Here is a 20,210-nt window from a genome sequence, read left to right as displayed (position 1 = left end):
ATGGCCGAGACGACGACGGGCGAGTGGCAGGCCCTGCACATCCACTACGCCGCCAACCCGCGGCCGCTGCTGATCCAGTGCGTCAGCCCGCTCCTGAGGGAGCTGACCGCCGACGGACTGCTCGCGGGGCACTTCTTCATCAACTACTGGCTGGAGGGCCCGCACGTACGGCTGCGCCTGAGGCCGGCGACGGCACAGGCCACGGACGAGGTCCTCGCCCGTGCCGAGCGGGCGGTCGGCCGCTTCCTGCGGGAACGTCCGGCGCTGTACGAGGTGGATTCCTCCGGTTTCCTCAACGAGTTCTACAACACGCTGTTCGAGCTGGAGTTCGCCGAGGACGAGCGGGGCGACTTCCTCGCCCCCGACGGCCGGATGCGGCTGCGCCCGAACAACAGCTTCAGCCGTGAGCCGTACGAGCCGGAGTACGGCAAGTACGGGGGCCCGGCCGGGGTGGAGCTCGCGGAGTGGCACTTCCGGCACTCCAGCGAGCTGGTCATCGAAGCGGTGCGCGACATGAATCTGCACCTGCGGACGGTCCGGCTGGGCACGGCGGCCCAGCTGATGATGGTGATGGCCGGTGTCTTCCTGCCCGACCGGGCGGAGTTGATCGACTATCTGGACCGCTATCACGCCTTCTGGCACAAGGCGTTCTCCGGTACCGACCTCATCGGCTCCGACGCCTACGACCGGGCGTACGAGTCGATGGGCCCCGGGCTCGGCCGGCGCTTCGAAGCAGTGCGCACGGCGGTGGGCCACGGCGGGACGGACCGGCTGCCGGGCTTCCTGAGCGGCTGGGCGCGGCACTGTCACGAACTGCGGAGCCGTGCCGCCGCCCTGACCACGGGCGACGGCCTGGTCTTCCGTTCCTGGGACGGCACCCGGGACGAGCGGATCACGGACCCCGCCGTGTCGCTGCCGCTGCTGCTGTCGCCGTACATGCACATGACCAACAACCGGCTGCACGTGACGATCCGCGACGAGGCCTACCTGTCCCACGTCCTGGGGCGGGCGCTGCGCGAGTGCGCGCCGCCCGCGGAGGCCGGGCGATGAGCGTGCCGGCGCAGCGGCGGCACGGCGACGCCGGGGCGGAGCCCGGGGCTTTGGAGCGGCGGCCGGCGCTCCGCCCCGAGGTGCTGCTCAGCCCTCGGATGCGGCGGGGGCCGGGATGCGTCCATGTGGTGAAGGACCCGGCGAGCGGGAAGTCCTTCGAGGTCGGGCCCAAGGAGTACTTCCTGATGGCCCGTCTCGACGGGGAGCGCACCCTGGCCGGGATCGGCGAGGAGTACGCCCGGCACTTCGGGCGCGCGCTGGGCGAGGCGCACTGGCGGCGGCTGTTGGGGCTGCTGTGGGAGCGGGGTCTGCTGGTGGGGGCCGAGCCGGCCGCCCCCGCGCCGGCGGAGCCGCCGCCCCGCCCGACGCTGTGGAAGGGCAAGCTCCGGCTGGTCGCCGACGCCTCCGCCGCCACCGAGCGGCTGTACCGGGCGACCGGCTTCGCCCTGTCGGCCCGCTTCCTGCTGCCGGTGCTGGCGCTGGTCGGGGTCATGGAGACGACGGTCGTCCTGCACGCGGGCGGCTTCGTCCGGGACACGGGCTGGCTGCTGAGCCGTCCGGTGCCGCTGCTCGCGGTGTTCAGCCTGCTGTGGGTGAGCACCGCGCTGCACGAGCTGGCGCACGGCGTGGTCGCCCGCCATTTCGGGGGCACCGTCGGCGAGATCGGACTGCGCTGGCACCTGCCCATGGTGTTCATGTACTGCGAGGTCGGGAACTACCTGTATCTGCGCACCCGGTGGGCACAGGTGGCCACCGCCGTGGCGGGCACCGTCATGAACCTCGTGTTCCTGCTGCCCTTCGCCGCCCTGTGGGCCGTGCTGCCCGCCGGGGACCCGGTGCGCACCACCGTGGCGGGCCTGCTGACCCTCGGCACGGCGCAGGCGCTGGTCAATCTGGTGCCCCTGCCCCCGCTGGACGGCTACCGGATGCTCGCCCACGCGCTGGGCATGGCCGACTACGCGACCGAGAGCCGGCGCTTCCTGCGCCTGCTGTCCGCCCGCGCCCTGCGGCGCGGCCCCGGCGTCGGCGCGTACCCGCGCGGGGCGCGGATCGCCTACGCCGCGTACGGCGTGGGGTCGGTGGCGCTCGTCGGCGGCAGCGGCGTGGGGTTCGTGCTGCTGTGCCACCACTTCCTGGCGGACCGCTACGGCGTGCTCGCCGCCGTCGTACCCGCCCTGCTGGTCGCCGTACTGGTCGCGGTGACCGGCCCCTGGGCCCGGCGCGGCAGAGCCCGCTGAAACCGCCTGCCCCTTCCCTGGCATTCCCCTGGCATCCCCTGGCATTCCCCCGGATTCTCCCGCGAGAAGCCGCTTCACAAGAGCTGAGGACACATGACACAAGCAAGGCCGGACGAGCCCGCCATTGTGCTGGAGGACGTGCGCAAGCGGTACGGAGACGTCCAGGCGGTGGCCGGGATCTCGCTCACCGTGGGGCGCGGCGAGTTCTTCGGCGTGCTCGGGCCCAACGGCGCCGGGAAGACGACCCTGATAGAGATCGTGGAGGGACTGCGCGAGGCGGACTCCGGCTCGGTGTCGGTCCTGGGCCTTCCGCCCTGGCCGCGGAACATGGCGCTGCTGCCGCGGCTGGGCGTGCAGACCCAGAGTTCGGCGTTCTTCACCCGTCTGACGGCACGTGAGCACCTGTCGACGGTCGCCGCGCTGTACGGCGTCGGAAGACAGGGCGTGGAGCGGACGCTGTCGATGGTCGGTCTCCTCGGCCAGGCCGACATCCGTGTCGAGGTGCTCTCCGGCGGACAGCGGCAGCGCCTCGCCATCGCCTCCGCGCTGGTGCACGGCCCCGAACTGATCTTCCTGGACGAGCCGACCGCCGCCCTCGACCCGCAGGCGCGCCGCGATCTGTGGAAGGTGCTGCGCGCACTGAAGGGCGAGGGCCGCACCATCGTCTACACCACGCACCACCTGGACGAGGCCGAGGCGCTGTGCGACCGCGTGGCCATCGTCGTCGCGGGCTCGGTGGTCGCCCTGGACTCCCCCGGCCGGCTGGTCGGCGCGGCGAAGGCGCCCACCCGGCTGCTGGTGCCCGCCGACCGCATCACGGTGGAGCGGGCCGAGCGGATCGAGGGAGCGGACCGGGTCTGCGTGGAGGGCGACTCGGTCGTCATCGAGACCCGCGCGGCCGGGCCCGTGCTGGCCGCCGTCGGCGAGGTCGCGGGCCTCGACGGGGTCCGGACCCGCACCGCCACCCTCGAGGACGTCTACCTCGAACTCACCGGATCGGAGCAGCACGCATGAGCGCGTACGGCGCACTGACCACGGCCAGTTACCGGGCCTCGGTCCGCGACAGGACGACGGTCTTCTTCACCTTCGCCTTCCCCCTGATCTTCCTGGTGGTGTTCGGGCTCATCTTCCGGGGCCAGACGGTCGAGCAGAGCGGCCGCGGCTACATCGACTACATCGCGCCGGGCGTACTGTCCTGGGGGGTGGGCAACGCGGCCGTGTTCGGCGTCGCGTTCACGCTCATGCAGTGGCGCAAGGACGATCTGCTGCGGCTCATCCGGATGTCGCCGACCCCGCTGACCTCGGTGCTCGCGTCCCGCTACGTGGTGGCGCTGGTCATCGGCGTGGTCCAGGCGGTGCTGTTCATCGGCGTGGCGCTGCTGCCGGTGTTCGGGCTGCGGCTGAGCTCCACCTGGCCGCTGGCACTGCCGGTCCTGGTGCTGGGCATCACCGCGTTCCTCGCCATCGGCATGGTGATCGGCTCCCGGGCGAACACGCCGGAGGCGGTGGCGGCCGTCGCCAACTGCGTGATGGTGCCGATGGCCTTCCTCTCCGGGTCGTTCTTCCCGATCGACGCCATGCCCTCGTGGCTGCAGTCGCTCTCCCGGGTCCTGCCGCTGCGCTATCTCAACGACGGCGTCTCGGCGGCGGTCTCCGGTCGCGCCGGTCTCGGCAGCACCGGCCTGGCCTGCGCGGGGCTCGCCGTCTTCGCCCTGGTCTTCGGGCTGCTGGCCATGAGGACCTTCCGCTGGAGCAACGACACATGAGCACCGAACCCCCCACCCCCGCACCGTTGGAAGAGGCCACGCGCCACCTTCAGCGGGCGCTCACCGAACGCTTCGAGGCCCACCCCCGGGGCGCCTCCTCGCACCCGCCGGTCGTCGTCCCCCTCGGCGCGGCGGACGCGTTCCGCGCGGAAGGAGACCCGCACGGCGCTTCCCGCGGCGGCGCGAACGTCCACCTCACCGCCCAGGCGGTGCTGATCGGCCCGTGGGGCGCGACCGACGCGGCCACCGCCGCGTGCGGCGGCTGTCTGGCCCGGCGCTGGCAGCGGCTGCGCTCACGGTCCGAGCGGGACGCGCTGGAGGTCGGCACCGCCCCGCACCCGGTGGGCGACTGGCCGGTCCTGCCGGACTACGCCGTCGACGCGGTGTGGGCGCTGTACGAGGCGGTCCTCCACTCCGGCCGTCCGGCGGCGGCCGGGCGGCCGGCCGGTGACTGGCACACCGCCGCCGACCTCCCGCTGCCCCAGGTCTCCCGGGTCGACCTGGCGACCCTGCGCGTCACGACGCTGCCGCTGCTGGCCGAGCCGCAGTGCCCGCACTGCTCGCCGCCCTCCCCCGCCGCGTCCGAGGCGGCCCCTGCGACCCTGTGCTCCCGGCCCAAGCCCGCTCCGGACCGCTACCGGCTGCGGTCCGCGCGGTCCTACCCGATGCCGAGGGGCGCCCTGGCCAACCCGGTCTGCGGGGCACTGGGCGAGGGCACCTGGCTCAACGTGACCTCACCGACGACCGCGCCGGTGGCGGGCAGCGTGTTCGTCCGCACCTACGCGGGCCTGTCCGACGTCACCTGGAGCGGCCAGGCGAACTCCTTCGAGGCCAGCCGCGACCTGGCGTTCCTGGAGGGGCTCGAACGGTACGCGGGAATCCACCGGCGCCGCGGCGGGCAGGTGGTGGAGGACTCGTACGACGGCCTTCGCGCCCGCGGCGAACACGCCGTCGATCCGCGCGAGTGCGGTACGTACGCACCGGAGACCTACCGGGACGACCCGATGGTGGCCCCCTTCGACCCGGCGCGCACGATCCCCTGGGTCCGGGGCCACTCGCTGCGCGACGAGCGCCCCGTCCTGGTCCCGACCCGGCTGGTGCACTACGGTGCCGGGCTCGCGTCGGACAATTTCGTCTTCGAGAGTTCCAACGGGTGCGCCACCGGCAGCTGTCTGGAGGAGGCGGTCCTGTTCGGACTGCTGGAACTCATCGAGCGGGACGCGTTCCTGCTGGCCTGGTACGGCCGGGCCCGCCTCACCGAGATCGACCTGGACTCGTGCCGCGGCGAGGCGGTGCGCGCCATGACCGCCCGGGCCGCGCTCCAGGGGTACGACGTCCACGCCTTCGACAACCGGGTGGACCTGGCGGTGCCGGTCGTCACCGGACTGGCCGTGCGCCGGGACGGCGGCCCGGGAACGCTCTCCTTCGCCGCCGGGGCGCGGCTCGATCCGGAGGACGCCGTCGAGGCGGCCCTCTCCGAGGTCCTCAGCTACATCCCGCATCTGGACCGGCAGGTGGAGGAGGACCGCGGCGAGCTGGAGGCGATGGCACGGGACTTCCGTCAGGTGCGGCACCTGACGCACCACGCCCGGCTGTTCGGCCTTCCCGAGATGGCCGCCCACGCCCGGGAGTACCTGGAGCCCGTGGCCGTACGGCCGCTCGGGGACGTCTACCGCGACTGGCAGCGGATCCGGCCGCGCTCGGGGGACCTGCGGGACGACGTGCTGCTGTGCCGGGACGAGCTGGTGCGGGCGGGCTTCGATGTGATCGTCGTCGACCAGACCTCCCCCGAGCAGGAGCGGATGGGGCTGACCACCGTCTCCACCGTCGTCCCCGGTCTGCTCCCGATCGACTTCGGCTGGTCCAGACAGCGGGCGCCGCGCATGCCGCGCATGCGGTCCGCATTCCGGCGCGCCGGATGGCGGTCGACCGATCTGACGGACGCCGAACTCCGGATGGTGCCGCACCCCTTCCCTTGACGCTCCCCGGCCGACGACGCCCGCCATGAGCGCCGCGCACAGCGAAACAGCCCCCTGCTGTCGCAGGGGGCTGTGCCGGGCGGCCGCGGTGCGATCGGTGAACCGATCAGGCGGAGCAGCTGGTGGTGCTCGTGGTGCTGGAGCAGGTGCTGGTGCTGCTGGAGCTGGTCGAACCGGCGAGGACGACCTCGCTCGCGTCCGAGTAGTCCGAGATCTCGAAGGTCTCGGACTCGAGCTCCAGGATCTCCTGGGCGAGCGAGGCGAGTTCGGTCTTCGGTGCCATGTCTTCTCCCGATGGTTCGAGTCCGGCGGGCCACGACGAGGGGCCCGGCCGGACGTGGTGTTCCCTTGCTCCGCCATCCCAGCAGGGCGCGCTCACCGGGCCCCCGGCGTTCCGCTCTCATTCCGCTCGCACGCGGGTACCACCGCCCGAGGTGCTTCCCTCCGCCCCTTTGCGAGGAACCGCCATGACACTTCCCTCCACGGCCGACCGGGTCCGCGAAGTCCTTCTGGGCCTCGACGACATCATGCTCGCGGCCACCACGCTCTGCCTCGCGGTGCACGCCGACCCCGAACTGTCCGGGGAGGAGGAGCACACGGCCTCCCGCCTCGCCGCCTGGCTGACGGCCGACGGCTTCCGGGTGACCCCGGGCGTCGGGGGCCACGGGGTGGTCGGTGTGCTGCGCAACGGCGAGGGCCCGCGGGTCCTGGTGCGTGCCGAACTCGACGCGCTGCCGGTCGAGGAACGGACGGGCCTGCCGTACGCGAGCACGGTCCGCGCACCGGGCCCGGGCGGCCGCGACGTGCCGGTCATGCACGCGTGCGGGCACGATCTGCATCTCGCGGCGGCGGCCGGGGCGGCGCGGCTGCTGGCCCGTGCCGCGCACCTGTGGCGGGGCACCCTCGTGGTCGTGGGCCAGCCCGCGGAAGAGACGCTCCAGGGTGCGCGGGCCATGCTCGAGGACGGCCTGTACGACCGTTTCGGGCGCCCCGACGCCGTACTCGCCCAGCACACCGCGCCGTTCCCGGCGGGCATGGTCGCCCACGGCACCGGCGCGCTGATGGCCGGCAGCCTCTCGTTCGACGTCGTCGTCCACGGCCGCGGCGGCCACGCCGCCACCCCGCACCTGACCGTGAACCCGGTGGCGACCGCCGCGGCCGCGGTCGGCGCGCTGCACGGCCTCGTCGCCACGCAGACGGACCCCGCCGACCGGGCCGTGCTCACCGTGTGCCGGCTGCACGCGGGCGACAGCAGCAACGTCGTGCCCGACCGGGCCACGCTCGGTCTCACCGTGCGCGCCCACGCGCAGACCGCCCTCGACTCCCTCGCCGAGGCCGTGCGCCGGACGGTCCACGCCGAGTGCGCCGCGTCCGGCCGGGTCGATCCGCCCGAGATCACCCTCGTGTCCCGCTCGGCACCCAACGTCCCCGATCCGTCGGCCACCGCGGCCGTCCGCGAGGCCCACCAGGCGCTCTTCGGCGCACAGCGCGTGGCGTCGTGGCCACCGTCGATGGCCACGGAGGACTTCCCGCTGTTCGGCGACGCGGGGCGGGAGATCCACGGGTTCGCCGGCATACCGACGGTGTACTGGATGCTGGGGTCGGTCGGCCCCCGTCAGTGGAGGGCGGCACCCGGCCGCACCCCGGCGGACAAGCTGGCGGCCCTGCCCCCCAATCACTCACCGGAGTTCGCCCCCGACGTGCGGAGCGCGCTGCCCACCGGTGTCGCCGCCATGGTCGCGGCGGCCCTGGACCGGCTGGGGAGCCGCTGAACCCTGGCGGACGCCGGGCTCAGCGCCTGCCGCCGCCCGGGCCGAGCCAGGCCAGCGCGGCCGCCACCATGGCGGAGATGCCGGTGGTCAGGGTCGGTTCGATGACCGGGGCGAAGAACGGCGAATGGTTCGTGGGTATCTCGCGTGTGGTCCCGGCGGCCTCGGCCTTGGCGTACGTGTCGGGGTCGGTGCCGCCGAACTGCCAGAAGCACACCGGCACGTCGGCCGCCGTGCCGAACACACCGATGTCCTCGCCACCGGGCAGCAACCCCGGGTCGACCACCTTGTCCGCGCCGATCACGGCGCCGATGGCGGTCATGGTGCGGTCCACCGCGTCCATGTCGTTGACCAGCGACGGGAAGGTGCCGAGCCGGTCGATCTCCGGGTCCCGTACGGCGCCCGAGGCGGTGGCCTCCTCCCGTACGGCCCGCTCCAGCGCGTCCAGCGCGCGCTGCCGCATCGGGGCCGAGCAGGTGCGCAGGCTCACCTTCAACTCGGCCGCGACCGGGACGCCGTTGTCCTGCGCGCTGCCGTCCACGGCGGGAGGACGGTCGCCGGCCGTGATCCGCACGGTGCCCGCGTCACTCATCTCCCGCGTGAGCGCCGCCTCCAACCGGGTCGCCGTGGCGTCCGCCGGGCCGGGTCCGGTGCCGGTCCCGTCGCCGCCGAACATCCGCACCCGCAGCACGTCCGTCGCGGCGTACGCCGTGCCCGGATGGCAGCCGACCGTGCCCGCGGGCATCCGTATGACGTGCTGCCCGAGGACCACGTCGGGCTTGCCGAAGCGGGTGAAGAGGCCGTCGTCGACCATCTCCCGCGCACCCCGGCCCGTCTCCTCGGCGGGCTGGAAGACCGCCAGGACCGTCCCGGACCAGTGTTCGCGCCCCTCCGCCAGCAGCCGCATCGCGCCCAGCAGACAGGTGGTGTGCATGTCGTGGCCGCAGGCGTGCATGACCCCGCCGGAGGTGGACGCGTACGGCAGCCCGGTGCGCTCCTCCACCGGCAGCGCGTCGAAGTCCGCCCGCAGCAGTACGGTCGGCCCGGCGCCACCGCGCAGGACCGCCACCACACCGGTACGGCCGACGCCCTCGGTCATCTCGTACCCGTACGCCCGTGATCTACGGGCGACCTCCGCGGCCGTGTGGTGCTCGGCGAAGGACAGTTCCGGGTGGGAGTGCAAATCCCGGTACAGACCCGCCAGTTCACGGCGCCGTGCCTCGTCGAGGCCGGCCAGCACCCGCGTCGTTTCGTCTGACATGGCGCGACACCCTTCGATCCCTCCGAATGCCCCTCCCTGGGCACCAGCTTCACCCGAAGGGCGGTCCCCCGCGACCGCTCGGGCCGGCGTCGTGGAGCCGGTCGGAGCCGGTCACGGCCCCAGGACGGCGGCGGGGCCCGTGCCGCACGCGGTGCGGCGCGTCGCGGTGGTGTGGGCCGTCCGGGTGACGGCGGCATCCTCGGCCGCACCGCGGCCGACGGTCAGGTCAGCAGCTCCTCGAGCGCGGCGGCGAAGCCCGGCGGCAGGTTCATCTCCCCGCCCAGCGTGCGGCGGTACGTCGCGTCCTTGGTCGCGGTCAGCCCGTCCAGCCGTAGGGCGGGCAGGGCGAGGGGGCCCTCTTCCAGCTCGGCGTCCGCCCCGCCGATGACCGGCCCGCTGGGGACGGCCCGGCCCGCTCTGAGCACAGGCAGGCGCGGGCGCAGTTCGGCGCCCGTCGGCTCGATCTCGTCCAGGGCCAGCCGCCATTGCGGCCCGGCCCCACGGGCCACGGCCGGTGCCGCCCGGGCCCGGTCGGCGGTGCCGGGGAGGTCCGCCAGCGCCTGGGTGAGGCGCCGGGCGGCCTCGGCGAGGGTGAGGGCTCCCACGACGGGGTCCGCCGACGCCTGACGCAGGTGCAACGCCCGGCCGGCCGGCAGGCCCCGTACGCCGGTCTCCAGTTCCGCGACCGGGGCCAGGTCGTCCATCAGGGCCCGGGTGCCGTAGCGGGCGTGGCCCGCGATCACGACCAGGCTCAGATCGCTGTCCCGGGCGTCGATCAGCGTGGTGTACGCGTCGCCTCCCGCCTGGGACACGACGATGACGTCGGCCCGCGCGCCCGCCCGCAGCGAGCCCAGGGCGGCTTCCCAGCGCAGCATGACGGCGGGGTTGCGGGTGGCCATGTCGACGAGGTCCCGGTCGGTGAAGACACCGCCGGCCGCCTCCGAGGCCAGCCGGGCCGCCTTGAGTTCGCCCAGCAGCCCCTTGCTGCCGGACACCGACCAGTCGGATCCCAGCGCGAGGAGCACTCCGGCCCCCCGGGCGGCGGCTATGTCGGCGGTACGGCCGTACAGCAGGAGGTTGGACAGCGGCGACCAGACCATGGACCCGCCGTGGGTGGCCAGTACGGGGAAGTCCTCGGCGAGCAGACCGGCGCAGTGGATGCCGATCAGGTTCTCCGTGATGGCCCACTCCTCGTCCCGGAAGTTGAGTGCCAGGAAGTGGTTCCGGGAGTCCGTGTCCCTGCCCTCGGCGAGGTGCAGCAGCAGTCTGCGCCCCTGGTTCAGCCGTGCCAGGAACTTCTCGGCGTTCGCGGCTTCGACGTCCGCGATCCGCGTGGCCGCCTCCGGCAGGGCCGGGTCGTCCGTGGCCTCGACGTTGCGCACCACTCCCCGGTACATCCTGCGGGCGCCGGTGTTGGAGAACAGGGCGATGCCCTGGCTGGTGGTGGTGCCGTTGACGAGCGCTTTGGCCTCGACGTAGCGCACCACGGCGGGCATCAGCGCGGCGTCCTCGCCCAGGACCCGCATGGGCCCGGTGACGAGCCTGCGGTAGTCGGGATTCTGGGCCCCGCCCCACTCCGAGCGGTTCGGGTAGTTCTCGGGGACCTGCCACAGGGGCAGCACGTTGTAGGGCAGATGGTTGTGCAGCTCGATCAGCCCGGGATAGATGCTGCCGCCGCTCCGGGTGACGGCCGTCTGCTCGTGGCCCGCGGGAGGCTCGGCCCCGGCCGGTCCGACCTGGTCGATGACGCCCTGGTTGATGTAGACGACTCCGTCGTCGATCACGTCGTGCCGGCCGTTCATCGTCACGACGCGGCCCCGCAACGCGAAACGCGGCCCCGCCAAAGGGTCCACCGGGGGCTCTACAGGTGGTGACATCTGCTGGTCCCTCCGCCGTGCGTACAGGGAACAGTCCTGATATGAGGTAACAATTTTCCCATGGGCGCGCCCGCCGCGCTCACCACGGGGCCGCACCGCAGACAGGACACGGTCCCACCGCCACCGGCAGGCCCCGGCGCGGACGGGCGGGGCCCGGTCGGCAGGACAGGAGAGGCACGATGCACGACTTCGATCCCGGCTGCGTCGAGGAGCCGTACGCCACGCTGGCGCGCACTTTCCCCGGCACGGAGACCTATCCGCCGGAGGACTTCCGTACCGAGTGGGGTCCGATCTTCCATCGTGGGCGGCTGGACGGCACGGCCCGGGTGCTGGTCATCGGCCAGGACCCCGCGGCCCACGAGGCCGTCGTCCGGCGGATCCTCGTCGGCACGGCGGGGCGGCGTTTCCAGGGCTTTCTCGCCAAGCTGGGCATCGAGACCAGCTACGTCATGGTCAACACCTACCTGTACAGCGTCTACGGCCAGCAGGCGGGCAACGCCCACGCGAACGACCCCGACATCGCCCTGCACCGGCACGCGTGGCTCGACGCGCTGACGGCGAACAACCCCATCGAGGCCGTCGTCTCGCTGGGCCGGCTGGCGGACACGGCGTTCCGGACCTGGCGCGAGACCCCCTCGGGCCAGGCCTACGGCGGCGCCTACGAGCACATCCTGCACCCCACCTACCCCGACAGCGCCGCGTCCTCGGGGACGCCGCGGGCGGTCGCCATGGCGAAGATGCTCACCGGCTGGAACGCCGCCCTGGACGCCCTGCACCCGGTGGTCACGCCGGACACCCCGGTGGCGCTGGCGCACTACGGCGAGGACCTCGCCCCGACGGATCTCGGCGACATCCCCGAGGGGGACCTGCCCGCCGGTCTGCCGACCTGGATGCGGGGCGGCGAGTCGTGGGCGAGCCGCCAGGGCGCGACGGCGGAGGAGAAGCGAGCCACGATCATGGTGCAGATCCCGCTGTCCCAGCGCCCGTTCTGACGGCCCCCGCGGCGACAGCCCGGCCCCCGGTCCTCGCACTCCCCCGGGTGAGGAGTGCGAGGACCGCCGTGCGACGGCGCGGAGTTCAGCTCTCGGCCGGAGCCTCCTCGGCCTCGGGCGCGGCGGCTGCCGCCTCGCCCTCCTCGGCCTCCTCTTCCTCTTCCTCCACCGGTTCGGTCTGGGCGGCGACGATCTGGAGGACGGCGGCGTCCTCCTCGATGGCCAGGGAGCTGCCGCGCGGCAGCTCGATGTCCCCGGCCCGGATGGTGTGACCGGCCTCCAGGCCCTCGATGGACACCGTCACCCCCTCCGGGATGTGGGTGGCCTCGGCCTCGACGGGCAGGGCGTTCAGGATGTGCTCCAGCAGGTTGCCGCCCGGCGCCAGCTCGCCCTCGGTGAGCACCGGCACGTCGACGGTGACCTTCTCGCCCTTCTTCACGGCCAGGAAGTCCACATGGACCAGGAAGCCGCGGATGGCCTCGCGCTGCACGGCCTTGGGGATGACCAGTTCGCTCTTGCCCGCGACGTCGAGCCTGAGCAGGACGTTCGGTGTCTTCAGGGCCATCATCAGCGAGTGGCTGTCGATCGCCACGTGCTTGGGGTCGGCGCCGTGCCCGTAGATGACGCCGGGGACCTTGTTGTCACGACGGGTGCGACGGGCGGCACCCTTGCCGAAGTCATTACGCAGATCGGCGCTCAGCTTTACCTCAGCCATGACGCACTCCTCGTGTTCGGACTGTCCGGTGACCGTCACCCGGCCACGCGGACCTGGTACGAGGGGTGCGCCGACAACGGTCGCCGCACCCCATGAGTACGGCCTCCCGCGCCGAGCAACGCCGCGAGTCTATCCAGCCGGGCCACCGCATGATCCAACCCTGCTCCATCCGGCCGAACCGGCGCGTCGGAGTGGGCACGGGCGAGGCCACCGCCCGGCCGGAAGCGGCCGGAGGCAGTCGGGCGCGCGCCCCTCGTGAGGAGCCCCTGCCTCTGCGCGGTGCTCCCCTCCGGGCCGGGCTCTGCGCCGCCGGGTTCATCTGCGGGCGCCGGGCGGGCCGCCGGCCGGGCGGTGCTCCGGCGGGCCGGCGAGGGCGTGGAACTCCTCGACGGGGGCCAGCCGGTCCGCCAGCGGCGCCGCGTCCCCGCTCCAGGACAGTTCCCCCATCACCTCGGCGACGGCGCGCGCGAGGGCCCGGGAGGCGAGCGTCGGATACAGCGTCAGCGAATAGCCGATCTCCTGGAGTTCGGCGGCGGTCGGCGGGGGCGTGACGCCGGGGTTCGTGTCCGCCATCGTCGGGATGCCGCGGCGGGCGGTGATCTCCTCGGTGATCCTGCGCATCTGGTCCGTCGAGGCGGGGTTCGCGACACAGATCGCGTCGGCGCCCGCGTCGACGCAGCCGTGGGCCCGGCCCAGGGCCTCGTCGATGCCGTGGACCGCCAGGGCGTCCGTGCGAGCCATGATCAGCATGTCCGGGTCCCGGCGGGCGGCGACGGCGGCCTCGATCCTGCCGATCAGTTCCGCCGCCGGCACGACCGTGTCGCCCTCCGCCGCGCCCACCGTCCGGCGGCGCTGCCGCCGCGCGGGCCGGTCCGCCAGGAACAGGCCCGCGGCGCCCGCGCTCTCGTACTGCCGTACCGTCCACGCCACGTGGGTGGCGTCGCCGTACCCGTCGTCCGCGTCCGCGAAGACGGGGACGCGGACGGCGTCGACGGTCCGCCAGACGACGTCCGCCATCTCCCGCGCGCTCAGCAGCCGGCCGTCGGGGCGGCCCAGCAGTGCCGCGGCGCTCGCGGCTCCGCCCACGCCGACGGCCTGGAAACCGGCGCGCTCGATGATGCGGGCGCACAGCGGGTCGTGCGCGATCGGCACCATGAGCATCTTCGGGTCGGCGAGGTGGGCGCGGAAGCGCTGCCGGTTGTTCATCGGTGTCTCCTGACTCGCTGCCCCCAGTGTGAGCGCGGTTCGACGGCCGGGCCACGCGGATGGGCTCCGCCTCCGGTACCGGGACGGGTGGCCCGCGGCGTCGCGCCGTGGTCCCGGAGGGGGCGGGCACGGCCCGCCGATCCACGAAGATCCGCCGGACAGGTCTAGGTGCGCAGGCGGGCCAGGGCGTCCGCCAGGCCGGTCAGCCATCCCCGGACGTCGACGAGCAGCAGTGCCCCCGGGGCGCCCGCCTCGCGTGCCCGGTCCGTCACCGCGTCCCCGCCCGCGCCGGCGGGCGCCGGGTCCGTCGTCGGCAGCGGCCCCGGGGGGCTCGCGGTGCGGATCTCCTCGGCCCGGTGCTCGGCGTCCGCGGCCACGCCCTCGGCCAGCTCGGTGAGCCGGGCGGCGGCGTCCGGCCAGGGAAGGAGCGCCCCCGCGGGGCCGCGGGCCGACAGCGGCTCACCGCCGTGCGTCAGGTGGTAGCCGACGGACAGGGCGGCCTCCCACCGGGCGTCCACTTCCTTGGAGGGGCGTCGTTCCGCGACGAACTGGACGTAGGTCTCCTCCGCGAGACGCATCGCGCGGCGGGTCGACCGGTGCCCGGCCTCCGCGCGCGACGGGGCGTCACCGTCACGGAGCCGGGCGACGGTGGTACGACAGCAGTCGGCGCCCTCGGTGAGGAAGTCCGCGACGGCGCGGCGCAGTTCGCCGTGACCGCCGCGGGGCCAGGCCAGCAGGCTCACCACGGCGCCGAGCGCGCCGCCGACGAGGACGTCGAGGAGCCGCACGGCGGACAGGTGCCAGCTGGGCACGGCCAGTTGGGTGAAGAGCAGCAGGAAGGCGAGCGTGAACATCGCCTGGGTCCAGGCCGTGCCGAGCAGGGCGCCGACGGTGAAGCCGACGAGCGTCACCATGGGGAGCGCGGCCGCGTAGAAGGCGGGCACGTCTCCTACGAGGAGCAGCAGCAGTGCCGCGATGGCGGCCCCGGCGACCGTGCCGAGGAAGGCGGGGCGCAGCACGGCCTTGGTGCCCACCGCCCAGGTGCGCATCAGGCTGAGGGTGGCGAGCAGCACCCAGAACCCGTGGGACATGCCGAGGGCCCCGGCCAGCAGACGGGCGAAGGCCATGGCCACGGCGACCCGCAGGGCGTTCTGGAGGTGTACCGAGCGCGGTGTCAGATGGCAGGCCAGCCGTCGTCGCCACAGGGTGAAGCCGGGTGTCGTGGCGTACCAGAAGGGCCCGTCGCGGTCTGTCACGGGCGGCCGGTCGCCGAGGGCGATCCGGGTGGCGGTGGTGGCCCGCCGGGCGGCTTCCGCGGTCTCCCGGACGATGGTGTCCCGGCGCATCCGGTCGACGGAGGTGCGGGGCAGCTCCGCCGAGCGGATGACGTCGAACGCCGCGGCCTCGGCGGCGAGCCGGTCGGTGACCACGCCGGGCGCGCCCTCGCGAAGGCCCCGGGCGGCCGACCGCAGGGCCGTCGTGGTGTGCCGCAGCAGGGTCGCGGCGGCGGGTGCGGTGCCGTCGGCTGCGGACAGGCGGTCCATCTGGTCGCGGATCTGCCACACCGCGACGCGGGCGTCGTGGAACGCGTGGTCGCGTACCGACGAGGAGGTCGGGCGTTCGGCCGGGGGGACCCGCGAGGGCCGGGCCGACTCGAAGGCCCGGCGGGCGGCGGTGCGCCGCTCCCCCGGGTCCGCGGGCGTCGTGCCGCGGCCCTCGAGGGTGTCGGCGACGGCCGAGGTGTAGTCGGCGCAGGCCGCCACGGCGTCGGCGAGGACGGCCCGGTAGGGGCGGGGCGCCGGGTCGGGGCACAGGACCCGTTCGGCGCAGGCGGTGAGCAGGATGCCGAGGACCAGCCCGGACAGGCGGGAGCCCAGGGTCTGCGGCGCGTAGGGCGGGAAGCAGGGCAGGACGTAGAAGAGCTGGAGGGCGATGCCGACCCCGGCCAGGCGCGGGCTCGCCACGCCGAGGAAGGTGACGAGGAAGCCCACCACGAACATGCCGCAGGCGGCGGTCCAGGTGTGGGCGGCGAGCAGCGTTCCGGCGGCGACCAGGACCACGGCGGCCGGGGCCACGGCCAGCAGCGCGCGGGCGCGTCTCGGTGGCGGTCCGGGGACGTCGCTCAGCATCACGAGGGGAAGCGCGCCGAACATGGCGTAGATGGCCATGGTGGCATCGCCGATCACATAGAGGCTGACGTAGAACCCGGTCCCCCCGGCAACGGTCACCCGCGTCGCCCGGCGCAGCGCGCGCGGCCCGTCCGGCTGCCGCAGCACCCAGCCGACCGGCCCCTTCACCGGTCGGAGCCTCTGGCAGCGGGCCGGGGCGCGGATGCGGGGCACGGTGTTCCCCACGCCGGGTGGACGGTCGTCAACGGCTCTCGTCCAGGCCGGTCCGGGCGCTGATCCAGGCGTGTGCCCGCGCCAGCGGGGCGGGTGTCCACCAGTTGGCCCGTCCCGCCAGGGTCAGACAGGCCGGTACGAGGACCCCCCGCACCAGGACCGCGTCGACGAGCACGGCGACCGCGAGCCCCGTGCCCAGCAGCTTCAGCAGCGTCACCCCCGAGGTGGCGAGGGCCCCGGTGACGACGGCCACCGCGAGGGCGCCCGTGGTCACCAGCCGGCCCGTTCGCGCGACGCCCTCCACCACGGCCTGCCGGTTGTCACCGGTCAGGGCGTGGTGCTCCTTCACCCGCGACAGCAGGAAGATCTCGTAGTCGATGGCGAGCCCGAACGCGATGACGAACATCAGCAGCGGCATCGTCATGTCCAGCGTCCCGGTGACCGTGAACTCCCCGACCGCGCGGCGCAGATGACCGTCCTGGAAGACGTGGACCATCAGTCCGAAGCTCGTGCCGAGGCTGAGCGCCCCGATCACCAGCGCCTTCACCGGCAGCAGCACGCTCCCGGTGAGCAGGAAGAGCATCGCCCATGTTGTGACGGCGACGATCCCGGCCGCGAGCGGCAGCCGGCCGCGCACCGCGTCCTGGGTGTCGGCGAGGTGGGCCGCACGCCCGGTGACCAGCCGTTCGCCGGGGGCCGGCAGCGACCGCAGCCGCTTCACCAGGTCCCGGCCGGCGCGCGATTGGGGGTCCTCGGGGCCGGTCACGGTCAGCACCGCGCCCGGCCCGGGCGGCGCCGCCACCCGCACCCGGTCTCCTCGCGCGGCCGTGGCGGGCGCTCCTTCGGCGCTCACCCAGGGGCGGGGTGCCCCGCCCGCCGACGTGAGCACCCCGCCGTGGCGTGCGACGGACGGCAGCGCCGCCACCCGGCGCGCGAACGCCGACAGTGCCGCCCGGTCGCGTACGGCGTCGACGTCCGGGAGCACGACGGTCAGATTCCGTTCGGCGCGGGAGGTGAAGCCCTCGCGGATGGCCTGGGACGTCCGGTGCGCCTCGGTGTGCGCGGGCAGCACCCGCTCGTCCGACAGCCCGAAGTGCACGTGCGCGAAGGGCGAGGCGACCAGCAGGAGCACCAGCGCGCACCCCCCTCCGTAGTACACCGGCCGCCGGGTGACGACCCGGGCGACGGTCCGCCAGGCCGGACTGTCCGCCCGTGGCGCCCCCGGGCCGCTACGACGCCACCCGCGCAGCACGGCGAGCGGGTCCCAGCGGTCGACGCGGGTGCCGAGGAGGTTCAGGACGGGCGGCACGAGGAGCCCGGCCGTGGCCGCGGCGAGCAGGGCCACCGCGATCCCGGCGCAGGCCATCGACCGCAGGAACGGCAGCGGCAGCACCAGCAGCGCCGACATCGACAGCGCCACGGTGCAGGCGGAGACGGCCACGGTGTGACCCGCCCGGCGCGCGGTCCGTTCGACGGCGACGGCCACGGGCTTGCCCGTGCGCAGTTCCTCGCGGTAGCGGGTGACGAGGAACAGCCCGTAGTCCACCGCGAGTCCGAAGCCGAGCGCGGTGGTGAGGTTCATGGCGAAGACCGACACCGGCATGGCGTGGCTGAGCAGCCGCAGCAGCGCGATCGTGCCGACGACGGCCACCACGCCGATGACAAGGGGGACGAGCGCGGCCACCAGGGAGCGCAGCGCGAGCACGAGGATGAGCAGGGTGAGGGGGGCGGCGACGACTTCGGCGCGCACCAGGTCGTGCTGGCTGACGCGCCCGGCTTCCACGCTGACCCAGGCCGGTCCGGTCGCCTGTACGCGCAAGGCCCCGTGGCGGCCGGTGAGTTCGGGCACGAGTGCTTCGGCGGTGCGTGCCGCGTCGCGGTCGGCGCCCGTGAGGTCGGCCGTGACCAGTGCCCGCGTGCCGTCCTCGGACCGTAGTGCCGGGTCCGTGCCGGCCGCGCCGCCCGACCAGTAGGAGCGCACCCCGCCGACCCCGGGCGCGCGCGCCAGCCGCAGGGTCAGCCGCCGTCCTTCCGCCCGGGCCGACGCGGTGTCGACGCCGCCCTCGGCCCGTACGAGCAGCACGAGGTCGGGGCTGCCGCCGCCGAAGCGGTCGGCCAGCAGCCGGTTGGCGCGTTCGGACTCGGTGCCGGACGCGGTGTAGCCGCCGTTGGCCAGCCGCTCGTGGGTGCCGATGCCGGCCACGCCGAGCAGCAGGGTCACCACGAACGCGAGGGCGGGTACGAGCCAGGCCCGGCCGCGTCCGGTGCGAGGGGGCGCGGCGCGGCCCGCGGCCCCGGGCCCCCTGGCGCTCGGGGGGCTCGGGGCCGGGGCGGTGTCGAGGTCCTGGGGGCTCACGCGGCCCGGAAGAACAGCACGGCGTTCTGTCCGCCGAAGCCGAACGAGTCGCTGATCGCCGCCTCCATGCGGTGCCGCCGCGGTTGTTTCGTCACCACGTCCAGGTCCATTCCGTCGTCCAGCCGGTCCAGATTGGCGGTCGGCAGAACGAGCTGTCGCTCCAGCGACATCACCGTGCAGGCCGCGTCGATCGCGCCCGCGGCCCCGAGCGAGTGCCCGATGGCGCCCTTGACGGACGTCACCGGCGGGGGCGTGCGGAACACCTTCGACAGCATGGAGGCCTCCACACGGTCGTTCAGGGGCGTGGACGTGCCGTGCGCGTTGACGTGGTGCACCTCCGACACGTCGGCGCGGGCGTCCGCGAGCGCGGCGAGCACCGCGCGCCGCGCGCCGGCGCCCTCCGGGTCCGGGCGGGTGGGGTGGAAGCCGTCGCTGGAGGCCCCGTAGCCCGAGACGTAACCGCGGATGTGCGCGCCGCGGGCGCGGGCGTACTCGGGCCGTTCCAGGACGAGGACGGCCGCCGCCTCGCTCAGGACGAACCCGTCGCGGTCCGCGTCGAACGGCCGGGACGCGCCGGCCGGGTCCTGGCGGTTCTCGGACAGTGCCCGCATCCGGTAGAAGGCGGCCGAGCCCATGGGGACGCGCGCGCAGTCGGTGCCGCCGGCGATCGCGATGTCGCAGGCCCCCGTCCGCAGCAGGTCGCGGGCGGTGCCGATCGCCGTGGTGCCCGCCGCGCAGGCCGTCGAGGTGGTGAGGCAGGGGCCCAGCGCCTGGAGATCGGTGGACACCTCGCCCGCGACCATGTTGGGCAGCGAACGCAGCAGGGCGGTCGGCGAGATGGACTCCACGCGCCCCTCGGCCAGGTTGCGGTACTCGGCGGCCCAGCGGTCGCCGCCGTTGCTGGCACAGCCGAGGACCACGGCCACCCGGGGGGCGTCCCAGGTGTCGGTGTCCAGCGCCGCGTCGGCGACCGCCTCGCGGGCGGCGACCATCGCCAGGTGGATGAACCGGTCGTTGCGCCAGGTGATCCGCTTGCCGAGCAGGGCCCCGCCGTCGAAGTCGTGGACCCCGCAGGAGAAGTCGACGGGCAGTCCGGCCAGCCACGGGTCCCGGGCGCCGAAGCCCACTCCCTCGCACAGTCCGTCCCAGGTGGCCTCCCGGCCCAGCCCCGCCGGCGTCACCATGCCGATACCGGTGACGGCGGCGTCCGAGGCGCTCACCGCGCGGGCCCTGCCATCGCCACCGGCTGGTCCCCGGTCGGTGCGGCCGGCTCCCGGTCGGCGCGGTCCGCCACGAGCCGGTCGAGGTACGCGGCGGCTTCCCCGACGGTGGCGTCGCCGTGTTCCTCGGGCAGGGCCACGTGCAGCCGGTCCTCGATCATCGTGATCAGCTCGACCCTGGCCAGCGAGTCGACTTCGAGCTGTTCGAACGTCGCGTCCGGGGTGATCTCCTCCTCGGGGATGCCGAAGTGCTCCGTGAGCAGACGGGCCATCAGGTCATACGCGGGTTCCATCGATCGCTCTCCTCGATCGGAGCCGGACACCGGACCGTCGCGCGTTTGACGTATCAGCCATCAGCTATCTGATGCCATAGCGCTATATTCCGGCTATTTGTCCGACGCAGCGTCACCCGCCGGGCCGCCGCGGGTCCACCGACACG

Annotated in this window: 16 protein-coding genes; 7 read left to right on the top strand and 9 right to left on the bottom strand. The window is 74.2% G+C overall.

The window, feature by feature from the left end; genetic code table 11:
• From FHS38_RS06900 to FHS38_RS06880, 5 genes are all read left to right on the top strand, one after another.
• Entirely contained in the window at nt 1-1,050 is a 1,050-nt protein-coding gene (locus tag FHS38_RS06900; RefSeq protein WP_184731823.1) for a lantibiotic dehydratase C-terminal domain-containing protein, read from the top strand.
• Nucleotides 1,047-2,288, top strand: coding sequence for a peptidase M50 (locus tag FHS38_RS06895; protein ID WP_229822749.1), 1,242 nt, complete (start codon nt 1,047-1,049; stop codon nt 2,286-2,288). Before FHS38_RS06900 ends, FHS38_RS06895 begins: the two co-directional genes overlap by 4 nt.
• Before the next feature lie 93 nt (nt 2,289-2,381).
• Nucleotides 2,382-3,302: an ABC transporter ATP-binding protein gene (locus FHS38_RS06890; protein WP_184731821.1), complete on the top strand. Its 921-nt coding sequence runs from the start codon at nt 2,382-2,384 to the stop codon at nt 3,300-3,302.
• Complete coding sequence (locus tag FHS38_RS06885) at nt 3,299-4,054, top strand: ABC transporter permease (protein ID WP_184731819.1); 756 nt, start codon at nt 3,299-3,301, stop codon at nt 4,052-4,054. The genes FHS38_RS06890 and FHS38_RS06885 overlap by 4 nt, the downstream gene beginning before the upstream one ends.
• A complete protein-coding gene (locus tag FHS38_RS06880; RefSeq protein WP_184731817.1) occupies nt 4,051-6,033 on the top strand; it encodes a TOMM precursor leader peptide-binding protein in 1,983 nt (660 codons plus the stop codon). Before FHS38_RS06885 ends, FHS38_RS06880 begins: the two co-directional genes overlap by 4 nt.
• 106 nt (nt 6,034-6,139) lie before the next feature.
• Here the strand turns inward: FHS38_RS06880 and FHS38_RS06875 are convergent, their stop codons facing one another.
• Nucleotides 6,140-6,316, bottom strand: coding sequence for a thiazolylpeptide-type bacteriocin (locus FHS38_RS06875; RefSeq protein ID WP_130880361.1), 177 nt, complete (start codon nt 6,314-6,316; stop codon nt 6,140-6,142).
• 184 nt (nt 6,317-6,500) lie between these two features.
• On the opposite strand from FHS38_RS06875, the gene FHS38_RS06870 reads away from it, so the two are divergent.
• Complete coding sequence (locus FHS38_RS06870; protein ID WP_184731816.1) at nt 6,501-7,805, top strand: amidohydrolase; 1,305 nt, start codon at nt 6,501-6,503, stop codon at nt 7,803-7,805.
• A gap of 19 nt (nt 7,806-7,824) precedes the next feature.
• Here the strand turns inward: FHS38_RS06870 and FHS38_RS06865 are convergent, their stop codons facing one another.
• Both FHS38_RS06865 and FHS38_RS06860 read right to left on the bottom strand, forming a co-directional pair.
• Complete coding sequence (locus FHS38_RS06865) at nt 7,825-9,063, bottom strand: amidohydrolase (protein WP_184731814.1); 1,239 nt, start codon at nt 9,061-9,063, stop codon at nt 7,825-7,827.
• A gap of 221 nt (nt 9,064-9,284) precedes the next feature.
• Nucleotides 9,285-10,865, bottom strand: a complete 1,581-nt coding sequence (locus FHS38_RS06860) for an amidohydrolase family protein (protein WP_229822764.1) — start codon at nt 10,863-10,865, stop codon at nt 9,285-9,287.
• Nucleotides 10,866-11,119: 254 nt separating this feature from the next.
• Here FHS38_RS06860 and FHS38_RS06855 point away from each other — a divergent pair, with 254 nt between their 5' ends.
• On the top strand, nt 11,120-11,932 hold the full coding sequence (locus tag FHS38_RS06855; RefSeq protein ID WP_184731810.1) for a uracil-DNA glycosylase family protein: 813 nt from the start codon (nt 11,120-11,122) through the stop codon (nt 11,930-11,932).
• Nucleotides 11,933-12,017: 85 nt separating this feature from the next.
• Here FHS38_RS06855 and FHS38_RS06850 read toward each other — a convergent pair whose 3' ends face one another.
• The 6 genes from FHS38_RS06850 to FHS38_RS06825 all read right to left on the bottom strand — a co-directional run bounded on the left by FHS38_RS06850 (nt 12,018) and on the right by FHS38_RS06825 (nt 20,064).
• A complete protein-coding gene (locus tag FHS38_RS06850; RefSeq protein ID WP_184731808.1) occupies nt 12,018-12,647 on the bottom strand; it encodes a 50S ribosomal protein L25/general stress protein Ctc in 630 nt (209 codons plus the stop codon).
• 315 nt (nt 12,648-12,962) lie between these two features.
• A complete protein-coding gene (locus tag FHS38_RS06845; RefSeq protein ID WP_184731806.1) occupies nt 12,963-13,853 on the bottom strand; it encodes an isocitrate lyase/PEP mutase family protein in 891 nt (296 codons plus the stop codon).
• Between the two features lie 164 nt (nt 13,854-14,017).
• Entirely contained in the window at nt 14,018-16,150 is a 2,133-nt protein-coding gene (locus FHS38_RS06840; protein ID WP_184731804.1) for an FUSC family protein, read from the bottom strand.
• A 73-nt stretch (nt 16,151-16,223) separates the two neighbouring features.
• A complete protein-coding gene (locus FHS38_RS06835) occupies nt 16,224-18,551 on the bottom strand; it encodes an MMPL family transporter (RefSeq protein WP_184731802.1) in 2,328 nt (775 codons plus the stop codon).
• On the bottom strand, nt 18,548-19,771 hold the full coding sequence (locus FHS38_RS06830; RefSeq protein WP_184731800.1) for a beta-ketoacyl-[acyl-carrier-protein] synthase family protein: 1,224 nt from the start codon (nt 19,769-19,771) through the stop codon (nt 18,548-18,550). Before FHS38_RS06830 ends, FHS38_RS06835 begins: the two co-directional genes overlap by 4 nt.
• Nucleotides 19,768-20,064, bottom strand: coding sequence for an acyl carrier protein (locus FHS38_RS06825; RefSeq protein WP_184731798.1), 297 nt, complete (start codon nt 20,062-20,064; stop codon nt 19,768-19,770). Before FHS38_RS06825 ends, FHS38_RS06830 begins: the two co-directional genes overlap by 4 nt.
• Nucleotides 20,065-20,210: the final 146 nt, after the last annotated feature.

Origin of the sequence: Streptomyces netropsis, from assembly GCF_014203545.1 — a bacterium.
Lineage (GTDB): Bacteria > Actinomycetota > Actinomycetes > Streptomycetales > Streptomycetaceae > Streptomyces > Streptomyces netropsis.
Note: the sequence above shows the minus strand (reverse complement) of the source record. Positions and strands in the feature narration are given on the sequence as shown.